General features: G+C 61.6%; 23 protein-coding genes and 1 tRNA gene. 16 read left to right on the top strand and 8 right to left on the bottom strand.

The genetic code is table 11. The features are described from left to right. On the top strand, positions 1 to 215 hold a 215-nt coding region (locus tag HMPREF3170_RS11725), incomplete at its 5' end, for a hypothetical protein (protein ID WP_210385502.1). Between the two features lie 18 nt (positions 216 to 233). Here the strand turns inward: HMPREF3170_RS11725 and HMPREF3170_RS06075 are convergent. From HMPREF3170_RS06075 to HMPREF3170_RS06065, 3 genes are read right to left on the bottom strand one after another with little or no spacing between them, the layout of a single operon-like run. Beyond that, on the bottom strand, positions 234 to 3,884 hold the full coding sequence (locus HMPREF3170_RS06075; RefSeq protein ID WP_083290891.1) for a putative Ig domain-containing protein: 3,651 nt from the start codon (positions 3,882 to 3,884) through the stop codon (positions 234 to 236). Between the two features lie 31 nt (positions 3,885 to 3,915). Next, positions 3,916 to 5,469, bottom strand: coding sequence for a phytoene desaturase family protein (crtI, locus tag HMPREF3170_RS06070; protein WP_070478475.1), 1,554 nt, complete (start codon positions 5,467 to 5,469; stop codon positions 3,916 to 3,918). Next, a complete protein-coding gene (locus tag HMPREF3170_RS06065; protein WP_070478488.1) occupies positions 5,466 to 6,287 on the bottom strand; it encodes a phytoene/squalene synthase family protein in 822 nt (273 codons plus the stop codon). Before HMPREF3170_RS06065 ends, crtI begins: the two co-directional genes overlap by 4 nt. 268 nt (positions 6,288 to 6,555) lie before the next feature. Here HMPREF3170_RS06065 and nrdH point away from each other — a divergent pair, with 268 nt between their 5' ends. The 3 genes from nrdH to nrdE all read left to right on the top strand — a co-directional run bounded on the left by nrdH (position 6,556) and on the right by nrdE (position 9,595). Continuing rightward, entirely contained in the window at positions 6,556 to 6,783 is a 228-nt protein-coding gene (nrdH, locus tag HMPREF3170_RS06060) for a glutaredoxin-like protein NrdH (protein ID WP_070361976.1), read from the top strand. A 69-nt stretch (positions 6,784 to 6,852) separates the two neighbouring features. Further along, positions 6,853 to 7,398, top strand: coding sequence for a class Ib ribonucleoside-diphosphate reductase assembly flavoprotein NrdI (gene nrdI, locus HMPREF3170_RS06055; protein WP_070478473.1), 546 nt, complete (start codon positions 6,853 to 6,855; stop codon positions 7,396 to 7,398). An 85-nt stretch (positions 7,399 to 7,483) separates the two neighbouring features. After that, positions 7,484 to 9,595, top strand: a complete 2,112-nt coding sequence (gene nrdE, locus HMPREF3170_RS06050; RefSeq protein WP_070478486.1) for a class 1b ribonucleoside-diphosphate reductase subunit alpha — start codon at positions 7,484 to 7,486, stop codon at positions 9,593 to 9,595. 24 nt (positions 9,596 to 9,619) lie between these two features. On the opposite strand, the gene HMPREF3170_RS06045 is transcribed toward nrdE, so the two are convergent. Next, positions 9,620 to 10,342, bottom strand: a complete 723-nt coding sequence (locus HMPREF3170_RS06045) for a FadR/GntR family transcriptional regulator (RefSeq protein ID WP_070478472.1) — start codon at positions 10,340 to 10,342, stop codon at positions 9,620 to 9,622. Between the two features lie 264 nt (positions 10,343 to 10,606). On the opposite strand from HMPREF3170_RS06045, the gene nrdF reads away from it, so the two are divergent. The 4 genes from nrdF to HMPREF3170_RS06025 all read left to right on the top strand — a co-directional run bounded on the left by nrdF (position 10,607) and on the right by HMPREF3170_RS06025 (position 15,848). Continuing rightward, the gene (nrdF, locus tag HMPREF3170_RS06040) at positions 10,607 to 11,596 is read left to right on the top strand and encodes a class 1b ribonucleoside-diphosphate reductase subunit beta (protein ID WP_070363445.1); all 990 of its coding nucleotides are present in this window, start codon (positions 10,607 to 10,609) and stop codon (positions 11,594 to 11,596) included. A gap of 374 nt (positions 11,597 to 11,970) precedes the next feature. Further along, complete coding sequence (gene ctaD / locus HMPREF3170_RS06035) at positions 11,971 to 13,707, top strand: aa3-type cytochrome oxidase subunit I (RefSeq protein WP_070361980.1); 1,737 nt, start codon at positions 11,971 to 11,973, stop codon at positions 13,705 to 13,707. 126 nt (positions 13,708 to 13,833) lie between these two features. Next, complete coding sequence (gene serB / locus HMPREF3170_RS06030; protein WP_070478470.1) at positions 13,834 to 15,099, top strand: phosphoserine phosphatase SerB; 1,266 nt, start codon at positions 13,834 to 13,836, stop codon at positions 15,097 to 15,099. Further along, positions 15,096 to 15,848, top strand: a complete 753-nt coding sequence (locus tag HMPREF3170_RS06025; RefSeq protein WP_070478468.1) for an aminoacyl-tRNA hydrolase — start codon at positions 15,096 to 15,098, stop codon at positions 15,846 to 15,848. The genes serB and HMPREF3170_RS06025 overlap by 4 nt, the downstream gene beginning before the upstream one ends. Here HMPREF3170_RS06025 and HMPREF3170_RS06020 read toward each other — a convergent pair. Next, a complete protein-coding gene (locus tag HMPREF3170_RS06020) occupies positions 15,811 to 17,772 on the bottom strand; it encodes an ATP-dependent DNA helicase (protein WP_070361983.1) in 1,962 nt (653 codons plus the stop codon). The two genes, HMPREF3170_RS06025 and HMPREF3170_RS06020, sit on opposite strands and share 38 nt — an antisense overlap. A gap of 15 nt (positions 17,773 to 17,787) precedes the next feature. Next, entirely contained in the window at positions 17,788 to 19,125 is a 1,338-nt protein-coding gene (locus HMPREF3170_RS06015; protein WP_070361984.1) for a nicotinate phosphoribosyltransferase, read from the bottom strand. Positions 19,126 to 19,243: 118 nt separating this feature from the next. Between HMPREF3170_RS06015 and clpS the strand changes: the two genes are divergently transcribed. From clpS to rdgB, 7 genes are all read left to right on the top strand, one after another. Then, complete coding sequence (gene clpS, locus HMPREF3170_RS06010; protein WP_071565662.1) at positions 19,244 to 19,543, top strand: ATP-dependent Clp protease adapter ClpS; 300 nt, start codon at positions 19,244 to 19,246, stop codon at positions 19,541 to 19,543. Between the two features lie 24 nt (positions 19,544 to 19,567). Continuing rightward, positions 19,568 to 20,110 carry a DUF2017 domain-containing protein gene (locus HMPREF3170_RS06005; protein ID WP_070361986.1) on the top strand — a complete coding sequence of 181 codons (543 nt, stop codon included), beginning with the start codon at positions 19,568 to 19,570 and terminating at the stop codon, positions 20,108 to 20,110. Between the two features lie 4 nt (positions 20,111 to 20,114). Then, positions 20,115 to 20,906: a rhomboid family intramembrane serine protease gene (locus HMPREF3170_RS06000; protein ID WP_070478466.1), complete on the top strand. Its 792-nt coding sequence runs from the start codon at positions 20,115 to 20,117 to the stop codon at positions 20,904 to 20,906. A gap of 6 nt (positions 20,907 to 20,912) precedes the next feature. After that, complete coding sequence (murI, locus tag HMPREF3170_RS05995) at positions 20,913 to 21,719, top strand: glutamate racemase (RefSeq protein WP_070361988.1); 807 nt, start codon at positions 20,913 to 20,915, stop codon at positions 21,717 to 21,719. Between the two features lie 95 nt (positions 21,720 to 21,814). Then, complete coding sequence (locus HMPREF3170_RS05990) at positions 21,815 to 22,591, top strand: MBL fold metallo-hydrolase (protein WP_070478464.1); 777 nt, start codon at positions 21,815 to 21,817, stop codon at positions 22,589 to 22,591. A 23-nt stretch (positions 22,592 to 22,614) separates the two neighbouring features. Next, positions 22,615 to 23,346: a ribonuclease PH gene (rph, locus tag HMPREF3170_RS05985; protein WP_070478462.1), complete on the top strand. Its 732-nt coding sequence runs from the start codon at positions 22,615 to 22,617 to the stop codon at positions 23,344 to 23,346. Beyond that, the gene (gene rdgB / locus HMPREF3170_RS05980) at positions 23,343 to 23,966 is read left to right on the top strand and encodes an RdgB/HAM1 family non-canonical purine NTP pyrophosphatase (protein WP_070478460.1); all 624 of its coding nucleotides are present in this window, start codon (positions 23,343 to 23,345) and stop codon (positions 23,964 to 23,966) included. Before rph ends, rdgB begins: the two co-directional genes overlap by 4 nt. Before the next feature lie 9 nt (positions 23,967 to 23,975). Here the strand turns inward: rdgB and HMPREF3170_RS05975 are convergent, their stop codons facing one another. Then, positions 23,976 to 24,344 carry a DUF3817 domain-containing protein gene (locus HMPREF3170_RS05975; protein WP_070361992.1) on the bottom strand — a complete coding sequence of 123 codons (369 nt, stop codon included), beginning with the start codon at positions 24,342 to 24,344 and terminating at the stop codon, positions 23,976 to 23,978. Between the two features lie 13 nt (positions 24,345 to 24,357). Then, on the bottom strand, positions 24,358 to 24,843 hold the full coding sequence (locus HMPREF3170_RS05970; protein ID WP_070478458.1) for a hypothetical protein: 486 nt from the start codon (positions 24,841 to 24,843) through the stop codon (positions 24,358 to 24,360). A 576-nt stretch (positions 24,844 to 25,419) separates the two neighbouring features. On the opposite strand from HMPREF3170_RS05970, the gene HMPREF3170_RS05965 reads away from it, so the two are divergent. Further along, positions 25,420 to 25,500, top strand: a tRNA-Leu gene (locus HMPREF3170_RS05965). The last annotated feature ends 142 nt before the right edge of the window (positions 25,501 to 25,642 follow it).

Below are 25,642 nucleotides of genomic sequence, written 5' to 3'. Positions count from 1 at the left end.
GGTGTCATTCGTTGGTCACGGATGGGTTTATTCGTGTGGTTAAGCCTGGTCCGACGTTGTATTTCCGGTTTGCCAGTGGTGAGCAGTGGGTGTGTGAGCCTGGCCGGGTGGGGTATCGCGATGATGCTGCCGAGATTGAGTTGGATGGGTGGGGTGTGGATTCGTTTGCGGATGAAGCCGCACCGACGTGGGATTGGGACACACCCAAGGTTTAAGCACGTCGGCGCATCTTTCTACGGCAGCATTGACTGAATCTGCTTCATGAGCTGAGGGTTCGTAGCGACGACACCACCAACCAACGCGATGATGCCCAGAATTACCAGTGCGGCGATTCCACCCTTCGAGGAACCGGAGGCGCTGCCACCTTCTTCAGTTGGGGGCTCGGACTGCGTGCTAGCCGCCGGAGTTGTTTCGGACGGGGCTGTAGGCGTTGTTGCCTCGTCGGACGGCTTGGCTGGGACCGAAGTTTGACGCGGAGACTCGGCAGCTGGGGTCGTCCCTTTCGGCTTCTGCGGGGCTGACGTAGCTGACGTCGAGGGCACCGTCGTCTTAGATGGTCTTGCCGGGACCTTTGTTTGCGTTGACGGAGCTGCGGGAGCTGTCGTCTTGGCTGGGCGAGGCTTCGGCACTGAAAGGGTGATCGTCTCGGAAGCTTGATTGCCGACTTCATCCGTGGCGGTGATGACTACACGGTGTGTGCCCGAATCTTTGGTCGAACCAACAATCCGGTTCCCTTTATGTCGCAGTCCGGCTGGCAGGCCGGTCACGGACAACGCGGTCTTGGTTGCGTCCTCGACTCGGATCGGCAGGTCGAACTTAGTTGCCGCAGGCGGGTTGTGGTCAACCAAGATGCGAGGCCGGACGGTGTCCACCACGCGGAATCCAATTGCGCCCTGGCCCGTATTTCCAGCCGCATCAAACGCCTCGACGGAAGTCTGGAAGTTGCCCAGCGCTGAAGGTGTACCGCTGATGGTGCGGGAGCTTTCGTCGAAACGCAGACCGTGTGGGAGACCCGAAACGGTAACCCGTTCCACCCCTACGCCGTCTGTTGCATCAACAACATGCGAGAACGGTGTACCAATTTCGTGCTCAAACTCGGCGTTTTGCACTGTTGGGGCAGTGGTGTCCTCCACAACCAGCTCGAGCTCCGACTCGGACGTGTTGCCGCTGGTGTCGGTAGCGCTGATGGTGACGGCGTGCGAGCCGACCGCGTCGGTGACGCCATCGATGACGCCGTTGGTGTCGTCATAAGACAGGCCTCGGGGCAGGCCGTCGACGCGCACACTGACTGGGGTTACGTCGTCAACGTCGACGCTGATGGAGTCATTGAATTCTGAATTGGCTTCCCAGCGAGCGTTGCTCCGCATGTTGATGGCTGGCTTCTTCGTGTCGCGCACCTCGAGCTGAACTGTTTCCGTTGCAGTATTGCCAGCGGCGTCCGTGGCGGTTACCTGAAGCTCGTGCGTTCCGACGACGGTGGTCTGCCCGTAAATGTGTTCCTCATATGACGTGAGGTCATCGGGGAGAGCGCTGACTGTCACGTTGGGGGAATAGCCGCTGTTGTCGGTTACTGGAATCTCAAGGTCGGCGTACTCGCCGGCCTCCAAGATCAACGGAGTGGTATCGATGACGGGCGCAGTGGCGTCGGCAATCCAGAATTCGAGGTTGCGTGAGGTCTCGTTCCCGAGGGCATCTCGCGCTGTTACATTCGCGTATTGCCAACCAGGCTTCGTCGGCGTCCCTCGAACAGTGACGGTGGCGCGGAGCCGTGGTTCGTCGTACTGAATGTCCGCATACAGACCTTCTGGCAGGTCGGTTACCTCGACGGTCAGCTCGTTGTACTCGTCCGTGATGGTGAATTCGAAGGGTTCAATCTCGGCATCGGAGTCGAATTCTTTCTTTTCGACGTCCACAATCACGGGGGCGGTCTCGTCAGTTGCCTTCGCGTACTCGTAGAGAAGGTCTTCCTGCCAGCCCTCTGGAAGCTCAATCGGATTCGTCTCGAGAAGGCTCTGAACTTCAATGCCCTTCACATGGCCGTTCTCGTCGTAGTAGATCCCGGAAACAAGGCCGACAACGTTGTCGCCGATGGTGACCGGCGTGTTCACCTCCGGCTCAAAATCCCCGTAGGGGAGAAGCATGATCGCGTCGCCGACTGTGCCTGCCACCGTCAACGAACGCCAGTCGATGCTAGCCGTGTCACTAAGGTGTACCTGGTCGGTCGAAAGGAGCTCCCCAGGTGCATCAGGGTTTTCGCCTAACCGCGTGCCATCTGGGGCCTGGATGTAGGGGAGCTGCGCATCATAGAAGCTACCGATTTCGGCCAGTGCCCAGTGCTTGGGCCACCCGTATGTCGTAGAAACTCCGCGCGCCCCGCCCGGCCCGGTGCACGCGGGGCTGGTGTAGATCCGCTGGTGGACGTGATCGATGTATTTCGCTGTGCACTCCTGGTCGAGGAAGAGGTCGCGATCATTGTCGTCGAGCCCCACGGTGTCGCCTTGGTTGACCGCGACGGGGTTCTCGGCCTCGTCCTGCGCTTTTTGGTATGCGTCCCACTGTTGCATCGCGAGGCCCGAATAGTTCACGTACTCGTTGCTAGTTGGAGTTTCTTCCCATCCGACAGCAATACCGTATTTGTGGGCTTGACCTTCTGGGACATCGTCACTCCCGGAGTTCACCCCGATAAAGTGTTTTTTGCCTTCGTCATCGACGATCCAGTTCGGCCCACCGGAATCTCCCTCATGCATCGGATTTTGTTGTGTGAGGAGGATGACGTTATTAATCACGCCCATGACGTAGTTCTCCATCACGTGGCCGGTTGTTTGACCGAAGCCGTACACCATCTGTCCGACGCGAAGCATCGACGGTAGGAGAACGCTGTCGGAGGAGTAGCGATTCTCCCCGAGCAATGCCGAGCGGTTTTCGGGGATATCGATATAGCCCCAGTCTTTGCTCATGGTGCTGTTGGTGAGACTTCCCTCGAAGTCGAACTCAGTCACCATCGTGCCCAGGTAATAGTTCCTTTTTTGTGTGTCGGTGAAGTAGAGAGGGCCGCCATCGCTGCAGTGACCAGCTAAGAAAATACGGCTGTTGGGCTTATCGATGTATCCGACGGTGCAACGATGACCGTTGTTAAAAATTTTGTCACCTTGGTTAATCGTGCTTACTTCGCCCGGAGCATATGACAGCATGGATTCACGCTCGAGGAGTAACGCCACTTTGTTCGGTTCGCTTGTCGGAGGAACTTCTGGGTCTGCGAGGAGGACGAGTCCCTGTCTGTGGTCGTTGTTGTCAAAGACCCCCTCATACATCCCAAGGTAGTGGCCGCCGACTGAAACTGGGGCGCCATGTGTCAAATACGCATGGCTCGGAAGCGTAATCGCCAGGAAACCTTCGGTGGTGTTCTCAATCGTTGCATCGTAGTCTTCCCGTGGGCCGTGAACGGTCACGGTATCCCCGGCCGAGAGGTACGAACCGTGAACTGGCTCAGCTGACTCACCGACTTGTGGAAGCAGCGAGTCCGGGATCGCGTAGGATGCGAAGCGATTCAGGAAGAGATCTTTGTTGCGAGAAAAATCGGTCTGCCTGTCCTCGAAGTAGTGTATGGAGCCCTCGGAGTCGCGGTAGTACAAGAAATGCCCTTCGCCGCAAAGCGCATCGGTGTACACGCGCCCGTCGGCGATGTGGGCAACTTGGCAGATGTACTCGGAGCCATCCTCCGAGTACAGAAGTTTGTCCCGCTGCTCGAACAGCTCCTCATGCTGATCGGGCACCCACTGGCTCGTGGTCTGGGCTGTGGCGTCGGGCGGGGAAATGACAGTGGCGCTCATCGCGAAGGCTGTGAAAAGGGCGATAAGCGTCTTACCAGGTCGAAGGCTTCGCATGAATTAAATGTACAGAATCTTCACGAGCTTCTCACAGTTTTGGTATAGGAGATGCGTCACGAAGTCCGAGCATGCGCTTGACCACGTTCTCGGCAGAGATGAGGCACATGGGCACACCGACGCCAGGAACGGTGGTTTGCCCGGCGTAGTACAGGTTGTCCACTTTGGCGGAAATGTTGCGACCGCGGAAGAACGCGGATTGCCGCAGGGTATGTGCAGGCCCGATGGCGCCACCTGCGAAGGAGTAGTAGCGTCCGGCGAAGTCGGCGGGGCCGATAGTTCGCTTCACGACGACCCGTTCCCGCAGGTCAGCGACACCAGTGTGTGCGGCGATGAGGTCCAGTATCGCGTCAACGATGGCGGCGACACGCGGGGACTCTGCAGCGCCGTACGCGTCCCCGTGCCCGATCGACGGGTCGGCCGCAACCGGGATGAGCACGAACAGATTCTCACACCCGGCGGGCGCGACAGTCGGGTCCGTGGAGGAGGGCTTGCACACGTAGATCGAGCGCGATGCGTCACGCGAGCCACCGCCACCCGAAGAAGGAAACACGGCGTCGAAGTCTTCGTCCCATTCCTCGGAAAAGAACAGTGTGTGGTGAAGCAGTTCCGGCAGCGCACCGCGCACACCGATGAGTGCGAGTACGCAGCTCACACCTGGGTTGTGGTGCTTAAAGTGCGCCTCGGAATAGGTGCGAGCAGACGCGGGGAGCAACGAAGTCTCGGTGTGGTGCAGGTCTCCGGCGGCGACGACGACGTCGGCGGGTAGGAAGCGCGTCCCGCTTTCGCTGAGCATGTGGATGCCGGTGGTGGAGCCGTCGATAACTTCGATGCGGGTCGCTTCGTGCTCGAGCAAAAACTCGACGCCGTGCGCGCGGGCGAGTCGCTCGAGCGCCGTGACGATGCCGCTGAATCCGCCTTGCGGGTAGCGCACGCCGAGGGTGAGGTCGGTGTGGCTCATTAGGTGGTACAGGCTCGGGGTGTCGCGCGGCTGTGAGGACAGGAACACCGCCGGGTACTGCAGGATCTGGCGCAGGCGAGGGTCGCGGAATCGTTTGTTCACGTAGCGCTGCAGCGGCTGGAGCAGCAACACCGCGAGGGTGAATGCGCGGGAGACGACGTCGCGGTGCAGGAACGGCCTCAGTGAACTGAACGTGGTGTAGAGGAATCGGTCGAGCGCGATGTTGTAGACATCGGCGGCGCTGGCGAGGTAGTCGCGCAGCACGTCGCCCGCGCCGGGCTCGAGGGATTCGAAGAGGTCGGCGACGGCGTCGGTACCGAAGGGAACGTCGAGAAGCGGGTGGTGTTCGGGGTAGATGCGGTAGCCGGGGTCGAGCAGCTGGAGGTCGAGTTCGGCCGCGGTGGAGGTGCCCATGAGCTCGAAGAAGTGGTCGTAGGCCTCGGGCATGAGGTACCAGGAGGGGCCGGTCTCGAAGCGGAAGCCGTCGATGCGCAACTCGTCCGCGCGCCCGCCGAGGTGCCCATTCTTCTCGACGACCACCACCGTCGAACCTCGCTTCGCCAGCAGGCACGCTGTTGCCAGGCCTGCGATTCCCCCGCCGATGATGACAACGCGCTCCGTCACTGCAGCCTCCTTCCCGTCGCCGCTGTCCGCGCGATGATCGCTGCTTTCCGCGGCGCGGACACCCGGACTCGTTCGGTGAGGATGGCTTCTGGTGGCGTGTCCGCGAGCAAGTCGGTGAGCGCTTCGAACAGGTTCGCCGCTACCGCGACGGCGACACCGCAGCGCTTGGGCAGCGCGGGGATGGCGGACCACGCGGCGTCGAAGTCGTGGCGGATGTCCGCGATGATCGCGTCTCGGCCGGCCTTGGTTAGCGGGTAAGAAGCTTGCGGGAAGTAGTTACGGGCGAGCCGGTTGGTGTCGTCGGCGTAGTCGCGCAGGAAGTTCACCTTCTGAAACGCGGCCCCCAGCGCCCGCGCACCTTCCTGCAGCTTGCTGTACTCGGCCTGGGGAGGGCGTCGGCCCCCGAAGAAGACATCCACGCACAGCAAACCGATGACCTCGGCGGAGCCGTAGATGTATCGCTCGACGGACTCCTCCGTGTGCGCCTCGCCGGTTACGTCGTGGCGCATCGAGGTGAAGAACGTGGCGAGGTGGGCGTCGTCGAAGTTGCAGCGGCGCGCGGTATCGGCGAAAGCGTGCAGGATCGGGTCGGTGTGGAACGTGGTTGCTGTGGCGCTGCGGACGCGCTGCTCGTAGTCCTTGAGGGCTGCCGCGCGCTCGGGGGAGGGGGCGGCACCGTCCACAATTTCGTCGGCGATGCGCACCACCGCGTAGAGGTTGCGGATGTCGGTTCGCTGCGGCTCGGGAAGTAGTCGCGTGGCGGCGCCGAAGCTCGTCGAATAGCTGCCAATGACCTCGCTCGCGGCGCGCCGTGCCATGTGGCTGTAGCGTTGCTGCGGGCTGGGGTGGGAGCGAAACATTGGTGGGCTTTCAGGTCATCGGAAGTGATTTTTCATAGTCTAGGCTACATGTGGACCCGCGGTGGGAGCCGTGCTGGGAATACCACGCGTGTAACTACTATATGTAGTATCACTTGCAGAAATATCACCCAAGGTATAGTGTCTTCTCTTGTAGCGCCGATCAAGACGGCGCGGGGAAAACTCCCGAAATAGTCTTCATTTTATGTAGAGAGAGAGCCCACAGGTTATGTCTATTACCGTTTACACCAAGCCGGCGTGCATGCAGTGCAAAGCGACCACGAAGGCGCTCGAAAAAGCAGGGCTGGAGTACGACCTTGTAGATATCTCCGTCGACGACGAAGCACGTGACTACGTCCTCGCGCTCGGCTACCTCCAGGCACCAGTCGTTGAGGTAAACGGCGAGCACTGGTCTGGGTTCCGCCCGGAGCGCATCCGTGGCCTGGCTGCGGCTTAACTCTTCCGACGTCTCACGCCGCTAGTGTTTTACACATTGGCGGCTCTTTTTATGTAGAGGGCATCCAACATGTTGATCGTGTACTTCTCGTCGTTGACAGAGACGACGAAGCGGTTCGTCGATAAGGTGAGGCTTCCGGCGCAGCGTATTCCGTTGCGGCGCACGGACCCAGCACCAATTATCGACGAGCCCTACGTCCTCATCTGCCCGACCTATGGCGGGGGCGTATCGATGACGCACGTGAACACCAAACCTGTCCCGCCGCAGGTCATCAAGTTTTTGAATGACGAACACAACCGCAGCTATATCCGTGGCGTCATCGCGTCTGGCAACTCCAACTTTGGCACGGACTACGGCCTGGCTGGTGACGTAATATCGGAGAAGTGCAACGTCCCGTACCTTTTCCGCTTTGAGCTGCTGGGTACTGATGACGACGTGCTTCGCGTGCGCAGCCAGCTGATCGAGCACGCCGACCGCCTCGGTTTGCTGCCGCTGACCCCCGAGCAGGAGGAAGCGCTAGAGTCGGTTGGGCAGCTGCCGGGGCAGGAAAACGCACAACGCTTAGCGCAACTGCGCGAGAAATATACAAATAAATACCGTAACGCCGATCGTTAATTAACACTGAAGCATCAAGAGGATATCTGTGTCTACGAACCCTATTCATGGCAAGAATGTGCCGGAGCCGGTCAACGAGGCTGACATGCTGGACTACCACACGCTCAACGCACTGCTGAACCTGTACGACGAAAACGGTCAGATCCAGTTCGATAAGGACCGCGAGGCTGCGAATCAGTTCTTCCTGCAGCACGTGAACCAGAACACGGTGTACTTCCACGACCTCGAAGAGAAGATGAAGTACCTGGTGGACAACAAGTACTACGAGCCCGAGGTTATTGAGGCATATGACTGGGAGTTCGTGAAGGACACGTTCAAGCGTGCGTATGCCTTTAAGTTCCGCTTCAAGTCCTTCCTGGGCGCGTACAAGTACTACACCTCCTACACGCTGAAGACATTCGACGGTCGCCGTTACCTCGAGCGCTTCGAGGACCGCGTGGCGATGACCGCGCTCTTCCTCGCCGACGGTAGGGAAGAGGTCGCATCCGCGCTCGTCGACGAGATTATGACGGGCCGCTTCCAGCCGGCGACGCCGACATTCCTCAACGCAGGCAAGGCGCAGCGCGGCGAGCTCGTGTCTTGCTTCCTGCTGCGCATCGAGGACAATATGGAGTCCATCGGCCGTGCGATTAACTCCTCGTTGCAGCTGTCGAAGCGCGGCGGCGGCGTAGCGTTGCTGCTGTCGAACATTCGTGAGGCCGGCGCGCCCATTAAGCACATCGAGAACCAGTCGTCTGGTGTGATTCCAGTGATGAAGCTGCTGGAGGACTCCTTCTCCTACGCAAACCAGCTCGGCGCACGCCAGGGCGCAGGTGCTGTGTATCTCAACGCGCACCACCCTGACATCATGAAGTTCCTGGACACCAAGCGCGAAAACGCTGACGAGAAGATTCGTATTAAAACGCTCTCGCTGGGCGTCGTCGTCCCAGACATCACCTTTGAGCTGGCGAAGCGTAACGACGACATGTACCTGTTCTCGCCGTACGACGTCGAGCGCGTCTACGGCGTTCCGTTCGCCGACATCTCCGTCACCGAGAAGTACGAAGAGATGGTGGAAGACCCGCGCATCCACAAGTCGAAGATTAATGCGCGTCAGTTCTTCCAGACGCTGGCGGAGATCCAGTTCGAGTCCGGCTACCCGTACATCATGTTCGAGGACACCGCGAACCGAGCGAACCCGGTCAAGACTGGCCGCATTAACATGTCCAACTTGTGCTCCGAGATCCTGCAGGTCAATTCCCCGTCGGAGCTCAACGCTGACCTGACGTACGCGAAGGTCGGCCACGATATTTCCTGCAACCTTGGCTCCTTGAACATTGCGATGGCGATGGATTCCGACGACTTCTCCCGCACCGTCGAGACCGCAATCCGCGGTCTTACGGCGGTGGCGGACAAGACGTCGATTGACTCGGTGCCGTCGATCCGTGAGGGTAACGACGCCTCCCACGCCATCGGCCTGGGCCAGATGAACCTGCACGGATTCCTTGGCCGCGAGCACATCCACTACGGCTCAGAGGAAGGCCTCGACTTCACGAACGCCTACTTCGCGGCCGTGATGTACGAGTGCATCAAGGCATCGCACAAGATCGCAGTGGAGACGGGCAAGAAGTTCGAAGACTTCGAGCGCTCCGAGTACGCCACCGGCGAGTTCTTCGACCGCTACAACCCGGAGGATTTCCAGCCGAAGACGGAGAAGGTCAAGGCGCTGTTCGAAAAGTCGACGATTGCAGTGCCGACGGCCGAAGAATGGGCAGCACTGAAAGAAGCGGTCGCTCGCGACGGCATCTACAACCGCTACCTGCAGGCAATCCCGCCGACCGGCTCGATTTCTTACATCAACAACTCAACCTCCTCGATCCACCCGATCGCGTCGAAGATTGAGATCCGTAAGGAAGGCAAGATCGGTCGCGTCTACTACCCGGCGCCTCACCTGAACAACGACAACACCGAGTACTTCGACGACGCCTACGAGATCGGCTTCGAGAAGATCGTCGACACCTACGCTGTCGCTACGAAATACGTCGACCAGGGCCTGTCGCTGACCCTGTTCTTCAAGGACACGGTGACGACGCGCGACCTGAACCGCGCGCAGATCTACGCATGGCGCAAGGGAATTAAGTCCCTGTACTACATCCGCCTGCGCCAGATGGCCCTGGAGGGCACCGAGATCGAGGGCTGCGTATCCTGCATGCTGTAAGCGCTGGTTGAGAACAGTGCTGGCTTAGAACTCGACGAAGCCGTCCACTCCGCGCAGAAGGCTCCAGGATGCGTTTTCTGCTCCTGTTGAGTCGCCGGATTGGATGGCTTCTGCCACTTTCAGGTGGTATGCCATTGCATCAAGGTGTGGGTCGTTCGGCATGATGCCGTAGCGGGTGCGCCCTTCAAGCACGTACAGAATGGGAAGGGTGAGGGTGCTAAACATCTCGTTGCCGGAGCACTCCAATATTAAGGTGTGAAAACGTTTATCCGCCTCGAGGAACGCGTCCGTGTTGCCCTGTCCAGCTTCGGAGAGCTCCATGAGCTGTTCGGCGAGCGCCTTGAGTTCCTGTGCTTGTTCCTTCGTTGCGTTCGTCGCTGCGAGCGCTGCTGCGACCGGCTCGACTGCCTTGCGCAACTGGTCGAGTGACACGATCTGCTTCGCTCGGTGCGCTTCGCTGCTGAGACGCCAACGGATCACCGCCTGGTCAAAGACAGCCCAGTGTGCTTCCGGCAGCACCTTAATGCCGACTCTGCGAGAGGAGCTCACAAGCCCGAGCTGCTCCAGCGCGCGCATTGCCTCACGCGCGACTGTGCGCGAAATCCCAAACCGGCTGGAAAGATCCTGGAGCGTAAAGCGCTCTCCCGGCGCCATTGTCCCCGATACAATCTCGCCCCCAAGCTCGTCGAGCACCTTGGTCAGAAGAGGTCCTTCGGCGGATTCGGAAGGATCGAGGGTGAGAGGCATGCTATTCATCCTTTTTCTCGTATCGGAGAGTTTGAATTGAGACTATTAATCAGCATAACCCCGGCTGTGAACTACAACGCAACGAGTCGGGCATGGGTGGGGGTAGGAGGGGGTGAATCCTAAGGAGAAAGCGCTGTAGGGAACTGGTCGCGTTTGGCGAAAGTCAAAGTCGGCTGTCCGGAATGTACCCCCGCCAAGTGTCCGCCGCGCGGACAATCGCAACCGGCGCCGCTGCGTAGAGGCGCTTGCGCTAAGATGGGCGCCATGACTGAAGAGTATCTTGGCTACCTGCAGGCTCATAAGGAGCCGATGAAGGCGATTAACTGGAACGAAATCCCTGATGAGAAGGACCTCGAGGTCTGGGACCGCCTCACGGGTAACTTCTGGCTCCCAGAAAAGATTCCTGTTTCGAATGACATTCCGAGCTGGAACACGCTGACTGATGATGAGCAGCTTTCCACGATGCGCGTGTTCGCAAACCTGACGCTACTGGATACGCTGCAGGGCACCGTCGGTGCGGTATCTCTGCTGCCGGACGCGAAGACGCTGCACGAAGAGGCCGTCTATACGAATATTGCGTTCATGGAGTCGGTGCACGCGAAGTCCTACTCGAACATTTTCATGACGCTGGCGTCCACCCCGCAGATTAATGAGGCGTTCCGCTGGACAGAAGAAAACAAAGAGGTGCAGCGCAAGGCTAAGATTGTAGAGTCCTACTACCGTGGCGACGACCCAATGAAGAAGAAGGTCGCCTCCGTCATGCTGGAGTCCTTCCTCTTCTACTCGGGCTTCTACCTGCCTTTGAACTGGGCGGTGCACTCGAAGCTGACGAACACCGCGGACATTATCCGCCTCATCATTCGCGACGAGGCGGTGCACGGCTACTACATCGGGTACAAGTACCAGGTCGGCCTGCGCGACGAGTCGCCGGAGCGTCAGGAGGAACTCAAGGAGTACGCCTTCGACATCCTCTACGACCTGTACGAGAACGAGATCCAGTACACGGAAGACATCTACGATCCGCTGGGCTGGACCGAGGATGTGAAGCGATTCCTGCGCTACAACGCGAACAAGGCCCTCAATAACCTGGGCTACGAGGGACTTTTCCCGGTCGATGAGGCTCGCGTTTCGCCGGCGATCCTGGCGTCGCTATCGCCAAACGCTGATGAGAATCACGACTTCTTCTCTGGCTCGGGTTCCTCGTACGTCATTGGCAAGGCCGAGGAGACCGAGGACGATGACTGGGACTTCTAACCCTGTCAGCTGAGTGCTTTTCGACGCCACTTCGTGCCACTGCAGCAGTTTGCGGTGGCACGTTTTTCGCTTTCGGGCGTCAACATGCCCAAACTTTGGGTTGATACTAAACGGGGGACGTGTGTGGGGGAGTTTCGAAACGTTGCGAGCGTACTGGCTTGTGCTATGTGTTTGGTGGCTGCTGTGACTGTTGGTGTTTCGGCAGGTAGCTCATGGTGGCTGTTGTCAGGCCTTGGCGGGGGTGCGAGGTGGATATTGGGGGGAGGCCAAGAAAGGCTGGCAAATGTATGGGCGCGTCACTTAAGATGATGCGGTATCACAATTAGCTTTCGTGTACCTGTTTTGTGCGCGAAAGTTACAGTCAGGAGGAACGAATGACCGCTGTGGCGCCAAGGCTGGAGACTAAAGTCCAGTCGACACGTCCGGAGCCAACTGGCAATGGCCGGATTGGCTCTCAGATTTATAAGCAGCTCACCACGACAGACCACAAAGAGCTGGGCATCATGTACATCATCATGTCCTTCATCTGGTTCTTCGTTGGTGGCTTGATGGCTCTGCTGATCCGTGCTGAGTTGTTCAGCCCGGGCCTGCAGTTCCTGTCCAACGAGCAGTTCAACCAGCTGTTTACCATGCACGGCACCGTGATGCTGCTTGCGTTCGGTACGCCAGTTGTGTGGGGCTTCGCTAACTATGTCCTGCCGCTGCAGATCGGCGCGCCGGATGTGGCGTTCCCACGTCTGAACGCGTTCGGCTTCTGGATTACGTCCGTCGGTGTTTTCGCGATGCTGGCTGGGTTCTTGACCCCGGGTGGTGCGGCTGACTTCGGCTGGACCATGTACATGCCGCTTGCTGACGCAACGCACACCCCATCCGTATCCGCGAACCTGTGGATCGTCGGTGTGGGCGCAACCGGTATCGGTACCGTCGCATCCGCGATCAACATGCTGACCACCGTGCTCACCATGCGTGCGCCAGGCATGACGATGTTCCGTATGCCAGCGTTCACCTGGACCGTGTTCGTCACCTCGATCATCGCGCTGATGATCTTCCCGCTGCTGCTCGCTGCTGCACTGGGCGTGCTGTACGACCGTCTGCTGGGCGGCCACATCTACGACACTGCAAACGGTGGCGCAATCCTGTGGCAGCACCTGTTCTGGTTCTTCGGACACCCTGAGGTGTACGTCCTGGCGTTGCCGTTCTTCGGTATCATCTCCGAGATCATCCCGGTCTTCTCCCGTAAGCCAATGTTCGGCTACATCGGCCTGATCTTCGCAACGCTCGCGATTGCTGGCCTGTCGATGGCTGTGTGGGCGCACCACATGTTCGCAACCGGTGCCGTTCTGCTTCCGTTCTTCTCCTTCATGACCTTCCTGATTTCCGTCCCGACCGGTGTGAAGTTCTTCAACTGGGTGGGCACGATGTGGAACGGACACATCACCTTCGAGACTCCGATGCTGTGGGCGATGGGCTTCCTGTTCACGTTCCTCTTCGGTGGTCTGACCGGTATTATGCTGGCTTCGCCACCGCTGGACTTCCAGCTGCATGACTCCTACTTCGTGGTTGCGCACTTCCACTACACTCTGTTCGGTACCGTGGTGTTCTCCGCAATCGCTGGTGTCTACTTCTGGTTCCCGAAGATGACCGGCCGCATGCTGGACGAGCGCCTGGGCAAGATCCACTTCTGGTTCACGTTCATCGGTTTCAACATGACCTTCCTGGTCCAGCACTGGCTGGGCAACATGGGCATGCCACGCCGCTACGCTGACTACCTGGATACCGACGGCTTCACGCTGCTGAACCAGATCTCCACGGTCGGTTCCTTCATCCTGGGCATCGGTATGCTGCCGTTCATCTGGAACGTCATCAAGTCCTGGCGTTACGGCGAGATTGTCACCGTGGATGACCCATGGGGCTACGGCAACTCGCTCGAGTGGGCAACCTCCTGCCCGCCACCGCGCCACAACTTCACCGCGCTGCCACGTATCCGCTCCGAGCGTCCTGCGTTCGAGCTGCACTACCCGCACATGGTGGAGCAGCTGCGCCGCGAGGCTCACAGCAACCACAAGGCTGATACCCCAGCAACGTGGAAGGGCACGAACTCCGGGAAGTAACCAGATGGTGAACCCCTCATCCTGACAGATCACACCCCTCATCGGTTCTCCGATGAGGGGTTTTGTGTTGTCAAAAGGTGCTACCCTCATCACAGTCAGCCAGTAACACGAAGGAGTACACCACCAATGACGGCGTTTGAGGTAGAGCTGCAAGCAGGTCTCAAGCCTGCGGTTATCACCGCGTCGGGCCCAGACCGCCCGGGCGTTTCGGGTTCGTTTTTCACAACCCTGTCGCGCCACAATGTCCAGCTGCTCGACGTGGAGCAGACGGACTTCCGAGGGCGCCTGATGCTGGCAGCCTTCGTGGGCATGGACCCAAATGACTTGGTGGATATCGAGCGTGAGCTGCGCGTCGCGCTGTGGGACTATGGTCAGCGTGTCACCATCGAGACGGATGTCTCCGCCCGCTCGGACCAGCGCCCGCGTTCCACGCACGTGGTGGTGGTCCTTGGCAACCCGGTTACGGCTGAGGCGGTTTCACGGCTGGGGACGGAGTTGGCGTCGGTAGGCGCAAACATTGACACGATTCGCGGGATCGCGCAGTACCCGGTGACAGGTTTGGAGCTGTGCATTACGATCCCGAATTACTCGCCGGGTGACGGGCAGGAGATCCGTAAGAAGCTCGCGGAGATCTCCGCAGAGCTGGGGATTGATCTCGCGATGGAGCACGCGGGCCTGCACCGCAGGATGAAGCGCCTGGTGTGCTTCGACTGTGATTCGACGTTGATTACTGGCGAGGTTATCGAGATGCTGGCTGCGCACGCGGGACGTGAGGCGGAGGTCGCTGCTGTGACTGAGCGCGCGATGCGGGGCGAATTGGACTTTGAGGAGTCGCTGCGCGAGCGAGTGAAGGCACTGGCGGGGCTCGACGCGTTGGTGATTGAGGAGGTGGCGAAGGACATTGTGCTCACGCCTGGAGCGAGGACCACGATCCGCACGTTGAACTCGATGGGGTACCGCACCGCAGTGGTGTCCGGTGGGTTCATTCAGGTGCTGGAGGGGCTGGCTGAGGAACTGGAGCTCGACTACGTGCGTGCGAACACGCTCGAGATTGAAGGCGGCAAGCTGACCGGTCGGGTGATCGGCAAGGTGGTGGACCGCCAGGCGAAGGCGGAGTTCCTGCGCGAGTTTGCGCAGGACAGTGGGCTGCGCATGGACCAGACGATCGCGGTGGGTGACGGCGCAAACGACATCGATATGCTCTCTGTGGCTGGTCTGGGCATTGCGTTTAATGCGAAGCCGGCGTTGAAGGAGATCGCGGACGCGTCGGTGAACCACCCATTCCTGGATGAGGTGCTCTACATGATCGGCATCCCGCGCGACGAGATCGACGACTCGAATGAGCGCCAGGGCATCGACGGCCGCGTAGCGCTGACAAGCCGCGAAGCATGAGCAGACAGTTAGCTTGGCAGCTCCTGCACGAGCGCACCAGCGCTGACTACCGGCAGCGCACCGAGGACCCGCGCGACCCGGAGACGGTGCAGGCGATGCAGTTGGTGATCAACCTGCCGAAGCAGGACCCGCCGACACGTAACGCCGTGCTAGTCGACGCCGCCCGCGCCACCGTCGCTGTCTGTCTCGCGGAACAAGCGGGTCAGCCTGGGTCGTGGCGGGAGCACCTGCAGCGCTGGTACGACCACCGCATCCGCAAGGTGACTCGCCGTGCGCGAAACAAGGCGTGGTTGGACGTGCAGGAGGTGCCCGGAGTGACGGTCGGGTCGGTGCGGGCGTTTGTGCCATCCGCGGTGTGCGACGTGCCGCACGAGGTATCGAAGCTGCAGATCAAGGGGACGGACCTGCCGATGGAGTCGGTGGAGGGGCAGGTGGGGGCGTCGACACCTGTGATTGTGGTGGATGCTGGGCTCGAGATGTCTGCGGGGAAGGCGGCCGCACAGGTGGGGCATGCCTCAATGCTGCTTGCTGCGCAGCGCCCGCTCGAGTGGGTGCAGGAGTGGGCCGAGGACGGCTTCCCGCTGAGTGTCCGCGAGGCGGACAGCGGCGTGTTTGCGGAGTGCTTGGCGTACGCGCGCGAACACGACGGCGTGGTGGTCGCCGACGCAGGGTTCACGGAGGTCGCGCCAGGTTCGGTGACGGCGCTGGCGTTTAGCGCGCTGCCACCAAGCGTTTTAGCGCGCCTCTGACGGTATCGGGGTTGGTGGTCTCCCAGAAGGCTGGGAGGCTGCGGCGCAGGAATGAGCCGTAGCGCTTCGTGACTAAGCGGTTATCGAGTACGGCGACGACGCCGCGGTCACTGACCGAGCGCAGCAGGCGGCCCGCGCCCTGCGCCATGAGGAGCGCGGCGTGGGTGGCGGAGACCTCCATAAACCCGGAGCGCCCGGCGGCATCCGCGGCGTTGGCACGTGCCTGCAACAGCGGGTCGTCGGGGCGGGGGAACGGGATGCGGTCGATGATGACAAGCGACAGGGAGCGGCCGGGGACGTCGACACCCTGCCAGAGGGTCAGTGTGCCGAACAGACAGCTGTTCTCGTTGCGTGCGAACTTGTCCACGAGCGCGCCGGTGGAGTCTTCGCCTTGCAGCATGATGTCGAAGGGGAGCCGGGTGCGCATCGCCTCCGCGGCCTGCTGGGCGGCGCGGCGCGAAGAGAAGAGACCGAGCGTCCGGCCGCCCGCGGCGGTGATGAGCTCGGCGATCTCATCGAGCGTCGCGTCCGACAGGCCGTCGCGGCCAGGTGCAGGCAGGTGCTTGGCGGTGTAGAGGATGCCGGACTTCGCCGGGTCGAAGGGGGTGCCGGCGTCGAGGCTGTCCCATGTCTTGTCCGGAAGACCCCAGGAGGCCGCCATGGCGTTGAAGTTCCCGCCGACCGTCAACGTGGCAGAGGTGAGCACCACGGTGTGTTCGCCGAAGAGCTTCTCCCGCAGCAGGGCGGCGACGGAGAGTGGCGCGACGGCCACGGAGTCGTCGTACTTGTCGGAGCGTGTCAGCCACACCACGTCGTAGTGCTTGGCTGGGTCGTCCTCGTCGAAAACTTCGAGGATGCGGACGGTGGCGTCGTGCAGGTCCTCGAGGTGGTTCTTGAGGTTGCCGCGCTCGGCAGCGGTTTCTGGGTCGTTCGCGGCCTCGCCCTCGGGGGCGTCCGCGATGGCGTTGCGCGTGCGCCACAGTGCATCGCGGACACCGGTGAAGGCGCCGCGCGCGGGATCGGAGATGCGCTCCCAACGGCCGGGCTCCTCCAGGGCGAGTGCCGCGTTGAAGTCGTCGGCGACGTCTTCGAGAATCGCCTTATCCGCACCGAGCTTGCCCGCACGCCGGGCAGCGAGCGTCAGCGCGCGGGCTGAGAGTTCGTTGGTGGCTACGGAGGTGATGCGCCCGTCGAGCTCGTGGGCCTCGTCGATGATGACGACGTCGTGCTCCGGCAGTACGTCAACGTCTGCGAGGGCGTCGATAGCTAGCAGCGCGTGATTCGTTACCACCACGTCGACGGAGCGGGTCTTCTCCCGCGCAAGCTCGGCGAAGCATTCGTCGCCGTGCGGGCAGCGGCTCGCTCCCAGGCACTCGTTGGAAGTAACGGACACCTGGCGCCACGCCAAATCGGGTACGCCGGGTTCGAGGTCGTCGCGGTCGCCGGTCTCGGTGTCCTGTGCCCACTCGGCGACGCGCTTGACGTGTTTGCCCAGCCAGGAAATGTCGTCTTCCTCGATGAGCGCCTCCGGCGTCTCCTCGTCTAGCCCGATTTTGTGCAGGCAAACGTAGTTGTTGCGGCCCTTCTGGATGGCGAACGTCGGGCGGCGCTCCAAAAGCGGCTCGAGGGCGTCGGCGAGCCGGGGCAGGTCGCGCTCGACGAGCTGGCGTTGCAGCGCGATGGTGGCCGTCGATACGACGACGGTGCTGTCCGACTGCTGCGCGTGCCGAATCGCGGGGATGAGGTAGGCGAGCGACTTGCCGGTGCCAGTGCCAGCCTGCACGGCGAGGTGGCGTCCGGCATCGATCGCTTTGGTGACGGCTTTCGCCATCGCGACCTGCCCAGGGCGCTCTGCGCCACCGAGGGCGGCGACGGCGGCCGCGAGGAGGTCTTCGGTCGTTTGGGCGAAAGGCTGGTCACTCACGTCGGGAAAGTCTACCTACTCGGTGGGCTCAGGGAAGCCGACGAAGCGCGTCGGGATCGCCGCGTCGCCCTTTGCCAGCGCCAGGCCCTCCCACGGCAGGGTGGTGCGAGCGGTGTTGTGCAGCTCGCGGGCGGCCTCGAGCTCGTCATGCTTGTCGACGACCTCTCCGTCCCGAATCAGCGGTACCACCAGGTCACGGTACTCGAGGGCTGGCTTCGTATCGATTTCCGCACGCAGCGGGTAGATGAGTTCCGCCACCGCGACGCCGGAGGCGCGGTAGGCGCGCTTGGCCAGCTTCGCGCCGCCGTAGGTGCGCTTCCCGGAGGAACGCTTGGCCACGGGGTGGCCGTCGACCTCTACAAGCTTGTACACCAGTGTGGCCGTCGGCGCGCCGGAGCCGGTGACCACCGAGGTGCCGACGCCGAAGCCGTCGACAGGGTCGCCGCGCAGCCCCGCGATGGCGAACTCGTCGAGGTCGGAGGAGACGATGATCTTGGTGTTGAACGCGCCGGCCTCGTCGAGTTGGGCGCGCACGCGACGCGACACGATGCCCAGGTCGCCGGAGTCGATGCGGATCGCGCCGAGCTCAGTGCCCGCGACCTCGAGTGCGTGCTCGATGCCTTTGGTGATGTCATACGTATCGACGAGCAGCGTGGTGTCCTTGCCCAGGCTTTCGACCTGTGCCTTAAACGCGGAGACCTCGTCGGGGCGACCTTCCTCGTCGACGTGCAGCAGCGTCCACGCGTGGGCGGCGGTGCCGGAGGCCGGGATGCCGTATCGGTAGGAGGCTTCCATGTTGGAGGTGCCGACGAACCCAGCGATGTAGGAGGCACGCGCAGCAGAGACCGCTGCCTGCTCGTTGGTGCGGCGCGAGCCCATCTCGACGATCGGGCGGCCATCAGCGGCCGTGACCATACGGGATGCGGCGGAGGCCACCGCGGAGTCGCCGTTGAGGATCGACAGGATGACTGTCTCCAGGATCACGCACTCGGCGAAGGTGCCGCGCACCGTCATGATCGGGGAGTAAGGGAAGTAAATGTCGCCCTCGCGGTAGCCATCGACCTGGCCGGAGAACGAGTAGCCCCGCAGGTATTCCTTGGCCTCGTCGGATAGGAAGTCGAGCGCCTCGATTTGCGCGTCGGTGAAACGGAAGTTCTGGATGGCGTCGACAACTCGGGCGGTGCCTGCGACGACGCCGTAGCGGCGGTCATTCGGCAGGCGGCGGGTAAAGACCTCGAAGGCGCACTGCCTGTGTGCGGTGCCGTCTTGAATGGCGGCATCAAGCATGGTCAGCTCGTACATGTCCGTCAGGAAAGCCGTCGAGTAGTTGGGGTGGGCCTGGTTTTCAGTCATGTTCGATGAGTGTAGTGCGTAGACGGGACTGCTGGGTGCATTAGCACACAATGCTTGCGGGCGTCGTGTTTCTGAAGCAGGTAAGGTGGTGCACATGAAAAAGACAGGAATTGTAGCGATGAGTTCGCCAATGGCGTCTCCTGAGCTCGACGAAGCCATCGACGTCGAGGTTGCGACGAGCGAAAACCTGCCGTGGATGTGCATAGTGTGGGACGACCCCGTCAACCTGATGAGCTATGTCACCTACGTTTTCCAAACCGTCTTGGGCTACGACCGCAAGCGCGCCCAGGAGCTCATGATGCAGGTGCACACCGAGGGGAAAGCGGTGGTGTCCTCTGGTGAAAAAGACAAGGTCGAAGGCGACGTGAAGAAGCTGCACACCGCTGGCCTCTGGGCAACAATGCAGCAGGCCGGCTAGGCCAGGGCAAGGAGAGAGTAGCGAATGCAAGCTTGGCGGAAGAAGAAGGGCCTGTTGCGCTCAGGCATCAAATTTACGACGCTGTTTGACCCCCTCGAGCGCGAGATCATCGGGGACTTGACGGCGACGGTGTCCGAGGCGTTGATCGCTAGGGCGCAGTCCGCGCCGCGCGACGAGTTCTCGGAGATGATGGGGCTGTCTGTGGGCCACTCCGAGGCGCCGACGGACCCGAAGCTGGCCCGCCTGCTGCCGGACTTTGAGCGGGAGCAGGACGAGGAGTTCGAGGGCGACAACGGCCTGCTTCGCAGCTTGCACGAAAACGACATCATCAAGGCGAAGCTGACCAACCTGCAGGTGGTCAACGAGGCGCTGGGCCCAACCGGTGGCGTTGAGGTGACCATCGAGGAAGAGGAGGCGCACCAGTTCCTGGCGGCGCTCAACGATATGCGCCTGTACGTCTCGGCCGACGACCGCGGTGGCGAAGCCGCCGAGCAGCAGCGCGCGCAGCTCATCGAGTGGTTGGCGTTCTGTCAGGAGTCGCTGCTGCAGGCGATGATGGGCGAATAGGCATATGACGCAACCTCCACACGCACCGAGGCCAGGCTGGGGCTACGGCCAGACTGGGCAGCCGGGTTACGGCAAGCCCTTCGACCGGCCGTTCTCGCACCCGGACCAGCAGCTTGCCGCGTTCGGCGTCGACCCAGCGATGGACCCCACCGCGCGGCGCAAGAGCAAGTTCAAGCAGCAGCGCAGAACCGGGCTGCTGTTTGCCCTTGGATACATCGTGATTATCTGGGCCGTGCACATCCTGAACATGGCAGTGTTCGGCGGGGCGCTTAACGGCCTCGGCGTGCACCCGCTGGACCTGACCAGTATCTGGCACATCTTCACCTCGCCGCTGCTGCACGCTGACCTGGACCACTTGATCGGCAACACCGGATTGGGGGCGCTCTTCGCGTTCTTGGTGGGGTACTCCGGTAAGCGAGTGTTCTGGGAGGTCACGGCCTTTGTGGTGCTGATCGGCGGCATCGGAACCTGGTTGTTCGGTGGGATCGGCACGAACCACATTGGTGCCTCGGGCCTGGTCTACGGCTGGCTGGCGTACCTGCTGGTGCGCGGCTTCTTCAACCGGTCGGCGGGCCAGGTGTTGCTTGGTGTCATCCTCGGGTTTACGTACTCGGGCCTGATGTGGGGCGTGCTCCCACTGGTCGAAGGTGTCAGCTGGCAGGCCCACCTCTTTGGAGCGATTGGCGGCATGGCGGCAGGCATGATTATCACCTCGGACGACCCGCCGGAGCTCGCGATGAAGAAAGCGCAGAAGAAACAGCGCAAGAATCCGAATCAGCCCTATGGGCTAGGATGATGTGACGTGAAAACGCTCGAGAACAATGCTCCTATCGGTCTTTTCGACTCTGGCGTGGGCGGACTGACGGTAGCCCGCGCCGTCATCGACCAGCTGCCCAACGAGTCGATGATCTACATCGGCGATACCGCGAACAGCCCGTACGGGCCACAACCGATTGCGCAGGTGCGCCAACACGCGATGCGTATCGCCGACGAACTCGTCGCCCGCGGCTGCAAGATGCTGGTCATCGCCTGCAACACGGCCACTTCCGCATTCTTGCACGACGCCCGCGAGCGCTACGACATCCCCGTCGTCGAGGTCATCCAGCCGGCAGTGCGGCGCGCAATCGCGACGACGCGAAATAACAAAATTGGTGTGATCGGCACGCAGGGCACCATCACCTCCGGGGCATACCAGGACCTGTTCGCGCTCAACTCAAATTTGGAGGTGACGGCCACCGCCTGCCCGCGGTTCGTCGAGTTCGTGGAGCGAGGCGTGACATCAGGCCCGGAGATCCTCAGCATTGCCAAGGAGTACTTGGCGCCGCAGCGCGAAGCGGGCGTCGATACGCTGGTGCTGGGCTGCACCCACTATCCGCTCCTCTCTGGCATCGTGCAGCTTGCAGTGGGGGACGACGTCACACTCGTGTCCTCCGCGGAGGAGACTGCGAAGGACGTGCTCCGCATCCTCACTGAGCGCGACTTGCTGGCTGATCCCGAGGTGGAACCAACGCGAACCTTTGAATCCACCGGCGACCCGGCAGTGTTTGACTCCCTCGCGACGCGCTTCCTTGGGCCGATGGTGCACGCCGTAAACCACCCCATGAGCTAGGCCACAGCTGCCGGTTTTTACTGACATGGCTACAAAACTGAGCGTTTTTAGTGGAAACGTTAGAAATTGCGTAGTTTTCATGGCACAGTAATTCCATGAAGTTGACCATTCTCGGGTGTTCAGGGAGTTTAGGCGCCCCCGGTAATCCCGGCTCGTCCTATGTGATCAGTACTCCGGGCAACCCGGACATACTGATGGACTTTGGGCCAGGCGCATTGGCTGCGATGCAGACGCGCGAGGAAATGGATCCTTCCAACGCGCACCTGATTTTTTCGCACCTGCACGCGGATCACTGCTCTGACGTGCCCTCGCTGCTGGTATGGCGACGCTACCACCCGGAGAAGCCCGCGGAGAGCGCGCATAAGCTGTACGGCCCAGGCCACGCTGCGACGCACTTTGGCCGCATGGCTGCGAACACCGCCGACGAGGTCGACGACATCAGTGACACCTTTGACGTACACACGTGGAGCCCTCGCACCCCGGTTGAGATAGATGGCGTGCAGGTCACCCCGTTCCCGGTGGATCACCCGGCGCAGGAATCGCACGCGCTGCGGGTCACGTGCAAGAAGACCGGCGCGACGCTGGTCTACTCGGGCGATAGCGGGGTCACGCCTAACCTAGTCGAGGCGGCCCGCGACGCGGATCTCTTCCTCTGCGAGGCCGCCTGGGGTCCGACATCCGAGGGGATGGCGCCCGGCATGCACCTGTCTGGTGAAGAAGCGGGGCGGATTGCGCGCGAAGCGGGCGTCAAAAAGCTCGTGGTTGTGCACATCCAGCCGTGGGCGGACCAGCAGGCCACGCTTGAGGCCGCTGCGCGCGAGTTCGGCGGGCCGACGGTGCTCGGCGAGCCCGGCGCCTGCTTCGAGCTGTAACGTAGTGCGTTACCCTGGAGGGCATGACAACTTCTGATTTTCTGCGCGCAGACGGGCGCGCGCTCGACGAAATGCGCCCGGTGCGTATCACCCGCTCGTTTACCTCGAACCCGGCAGGTAGCGTCCTTGTAGAGTTCGGCAACACCCGCGTCATGTGCACCGCCTCCATCGAGGAAGGCGTGCCGCGCTTCAAGAAGGATTCCGGCGAAGGTTGGCTGACCGCCGAATACTCCATGCTCCCGGCCGCAACCCACGAGCGCATGCCACGCGAATCGATGCGCGGCAAGGTGAAGGGCCGCACCCACGAAATCTCCCGCCTGGTCGGGCGTTCGCTGCGCGCCGCGGTGGACCTGCGCCAGCTGGGGGAGAACACGATCCAGCTCGACTGCGACGTCCTCCAAGCCGACGGCGGCACCCGCACCGCCTCCATCACCGGCGCGTACGTCGCGCTTGCGGACGCCATCTCCGTCCTCAAAGAACGCGGCGTCGTACCGGGTGAGCCGCTGCTCGCGCCAGTCGCCGCAGTCTCCGTAGGGATTATCGACGGCCGCGTCTGCCTCGACCTGCCGTACGAAGAAGACTCCCGCGCTGAAGTTGACCTCAACGTAGTCATGCAGGAGGGCGATAACTTCGTCGAAATCCAGGGCACCGGCGAGCACGGCCTGTTCGGCCGCGAGGAGCTCAACCAGATGCTCGACGTGGCACAAAAGGGCTTGAACGAGCTCATCCAGGCGCAGAAAGCCGCGCTGGCATGACGGTAAGGGTGCTGGTTGCGTCTAATAACGCAAAGAAGCTCAAAGAACTCCAGCAGGTACTCGACGACTGCGGCATCGACGGCGTGGAACTCGTCGCCCTCGGCGACGTGGAGCCGTACCCGGAGCCGAAAGAAGACGGGCTGACGTTTGAGGAGAACGCACTGATCAAGGCGCGCGCCGGGGTAGCAGCCACCGGGCTGCCGTGCGTGGCGGACGATTCCGGCCTGGCCGTCGCCGCGCTCAACGGGATGCCCGGCGTGCTCTCCGCCCGCTGGTCCGGGCATACCGGGCCACACGGCGCCGTAGACACCGACACCGCGAACAACAACTTGTTGCTCGCGCAGATGGCGGACATCGCTCAGCGTGACGCGGCGTTCGTGTCCTGCTGTGCGCTCGTGACCCCGCAGGGCGAGGAGTTCACCGCCGAGGGCCGCTGGGAGGGTAGCCTGCTCGAAGCGCCGAAGGGCGAGCACGGCTTCGGCTACGACCCGATCTTCCAACCAGCCGACACCCCCGGTCGCTCATCAGCGCAGCTCACACCGGAAGAGAAAAACGCCCGCTCACACCGTGGGACGGCGTTGCGGGCGCTGGCACCGCACATCGCGGCGCTGCGCAGCTAGCGTGGGCGGCTAGCGCAGCTGGAACGTGCGCGTGACCTCCTTGCGGCGCTTCGCCTCCACCCAGAAAGACAAGAAGGGGACGACGCCAGAAATCGCGGTCACCGCCCACGTCTGCGCAGCCCAACGGGCCTTCAGTCCCAGGTTCAGCGATGTGACCAGGAACAGGATGTACGCCAGGCCGTGCACGCGCGCCACCCACTCCAGCATGGACACGTCCATGTGCAGGAGGTACTGCATGATCATGCGCGCGCATAGGAGCAGCAGCAGGATGCCTGTCGTCCACGCTGCGACAGAGAACGCCGTGAGCGCTTGCTTTACTCGGCGCTGACGCTCCGGGTGAATCTTGGGTGCTGCTGCGTTTGGCTGCGGCTGAGTCATGCTTTCAGGCCTCTCACTTTCTGTTCGGTTCGCTCTTCGGCTCGCTGTTTGGTTCGCTGTTTGGATCCGCCGAACCACGACGGCGTGGTGCGAGCATTGAGTTGTATTCTTCCACATCGAGAGTAGGACGCTCCGGCAGGAAATCCTCATCAATCTCCACCGGATCACGGTTGCCGTCCGCACCGTAGCGTGCAAGGTCCGCCTCGTAGAGCTCATCCATCGACCCCGATGCGTTCAGCGCATCAATCTTTTCGTTCTCCATCTTTAACCCCGCCTTGTAGGCGTAGACGAAAAACGCACCGAAGAACGGCCACTGCAACGCATACCCCAGGTTCTGGAACGTCCCCGTCCCGGACTGGTAGCGGGTCCACTGCCAGTACGCCAGCAGACAGCACGTAATCACCGCGGCGAAGAGCAACACGACGTGCCATGCGCGAACCCGAACGTGCCGACGCTTCGGCGCGCCCTCTTCACCTGGGAAACTGTTTTGCTCGCTCACAGTGCTTCAGTCTAGCAACAACACATATCGACGCCCCCTCCGACAAGTTTTGCGGCCCCGATACTTGTTCTGCGGTTGCGTGTGTCCGCGGGGCGGAAACATTTGGCGTCTTGCCGCTGACAGGTGGAGCAGATCGCGTGTCCGCGCGGCGGACAACGGGGGAGTGGATCCTGTGTCCGCGGGGTGGAAGATGAAAAGGGGGTTGTGTGTCCGCGCGGCGGAAACATTTGATGTCTTGCCGCGGACAGGTGGAGCAGATCGCGTGTCCGCGCGGCGGACAACGGGGGAGTGGATCCTGAGTCCGCGCGGCGGACACCCCTGATGCGTTCCCGGAAGGATGGAGCTGGTAGACGTGTTGCCGCGGACAGACAGAGGGGATCCTGTGTCCGCGCGGCGGAAGATGAAAAGGGGGTTGGTTGTCCGCGCGGCGGAAACATTTGATGTCTTGCCGCGGACAGGTGGAGCAGATCGCGTGTCCGCGCAGCGGACACCTCCCCCAACCTGGTAGCAGCAGCCCCGGTCCTTCCTGCTAGTTTGTGCCCACTTGTGCAGTGTGTAGGATGAAAGGCGCTTTATGCGCCCGTGGCGGAATTGGCAGACGCGCTGGATTTAGGTTCCAGTGTCTTTGACGTGTGAGTTCAAGTCTCACCGGGCGCACAAGAGGAAAGAGCCTCCGGGATTGCAAATGACGCAGTGTCGGAGGTTCTTTTGTGCGCGCCGCAAAAGCCAAAAGCTGGGCTTAAGGGACATTTTGTGTGTAACTAACTGCGTCCAGCCCACCCTTTTCTCACGCCTAAGC

It is taken from the genome of Corynebacterium sp. HMSC08D02, assembly GCF_001807505.1.
Lineage (GTDB): Bacteria > Actinomycetota > Actinomycetes > Mycobacteriales > Mycobacteriaceae > Corynebacterium > Corynebacterium pseudogenitalium.
The sequence above is the reverse complement of the archived record's forward strand: the minus strand, read 5'-3'. Positions and strand labels throughout refer to the sequence as shown.

Bases quoted from the DNA above. Each gene is read 5' to 3' on its own strand.
- HMPREF3170_RS06075 (WP_083290891.1), bottom strand. From the start codon at position 3,884: ATGCGAAGCCTTCGACCTGGTAAGACGCTTATCGCCCTTTTCACAGCC.
- HMPREF3170_RS06065 (WP_070478488.1), bottom strand. From the start codon at position 6,287: ATGGCACGGCGCGCCGCGAGCGAGGTCATTGGCAGCTATTCGACGAGC.
- nrdH (WP_070361976.1), top strand. From the start codon at position 6,556: ATGTCTATTACCGTTTACACCAAGCCGGCGTGCATGCAGTGCAAAGCG.
- nrdI (WP_070478473.1), top strand. From the start codon at position 6,853: ATGTTGATCGTGTACTTCTCGTCGTTGACAGAGACGACGAAGCGGTTC.
- nrdE (WP_070478486.1), top strand. From the start codon at position 7,484: ATGCTGGACTACCACACGCTCAACGCACTGCTGAACCTGTACGACGAA.
- HMPREF3170_RS06045 (WP_070478472.1), bottom strand. From the start codon at position 10,342: ATGCCTCTCACCCTCGATCCTTCCGAATCCGCCGAAGGACCTCTTCTG.
- nrdF (WP_070363445.1), top strand. From the start codon at position 10,607: ATGACTGAAGAGTATCTTGGCTACCTGCAGGCTCATAAGGAGCCGATG.
- ctaD (WP_070361980.1), top strand. From the start codon at position 11,971: ATGACCGCTGTGGCGCCAAGGCTGGAGACTAAAGTCCAGTCGACACGT.
- serB (WP_070478470.1), top strand. From the start codon at position 13,834: ATGACGGCGTTTGAGGTAGAGCTGCAAGCAGGTCTCAAGCCTGCGGTT.
- HMPREF3170_RS06025 (WP_070478468.1), top strand. From the start codon at position 15,096: ATGAGCAGACAGTTAGCTTGGCAGCTCCTGCACGAGCGCACCAGCGCT.
- HMPREF3170_RS06015 (WP_070361984.1), bottom strand. From the start codon at position 19,125: ATGACTGAAAACCAGGCCCACCCCAACTACTCGACGGCTTTCCTGACG.
- clpS (WP_071565662.1), top strand. From the start codon at position 19,244: ATGAGTTCGCCAATGGCGTCTCCTGAGCTCGACGAAGCCATCGACGTC.
- HMPREF3170_RS06005 (WP_070361986.1), top strand. From the start codon at position 19,568: ATGCAAGCTTGGCGGAAGAAGAAGGGCCTGTTGCGCTCAGGCATCAAA.
- HMPREF3170_RS06000 (WP_070478466.1), top strand. From the start codon at position 20,115: ATGACGCAACCTCCACACGCACCGAGGCCAGGCTGGGGCTACGGCCAG.
- HMPREF3170_RS05990 (WP_070478464.1), top strand. From the start codon at position 21,815: ATGAAGTTGACCATTCTCGGGTGTTCAGGGAGTTTAGGCGCCCCCGGT.
- rph (WP_070478462.1), top strand. From the start codon at position 22,615: ATGACAACTTCTGATTTTCTGCGCGCAGACGGGCGCGCGCTCGACGAA.
- rdgB (WP_070478460.1), top strand. From the start codon at position 23,343: ATGACGGTAAGGGTGCTGGTTGCGTCTAATAACGCAAAGAAGCTCAAA.
- HMPREF3170_RS05975 (WP_070361992.1), bottom strand. From the start codon at position 24,344: ATGACTCAGCCGCAGCCAAACGCAGCAGCACCCAAGATTCACCCGGAG.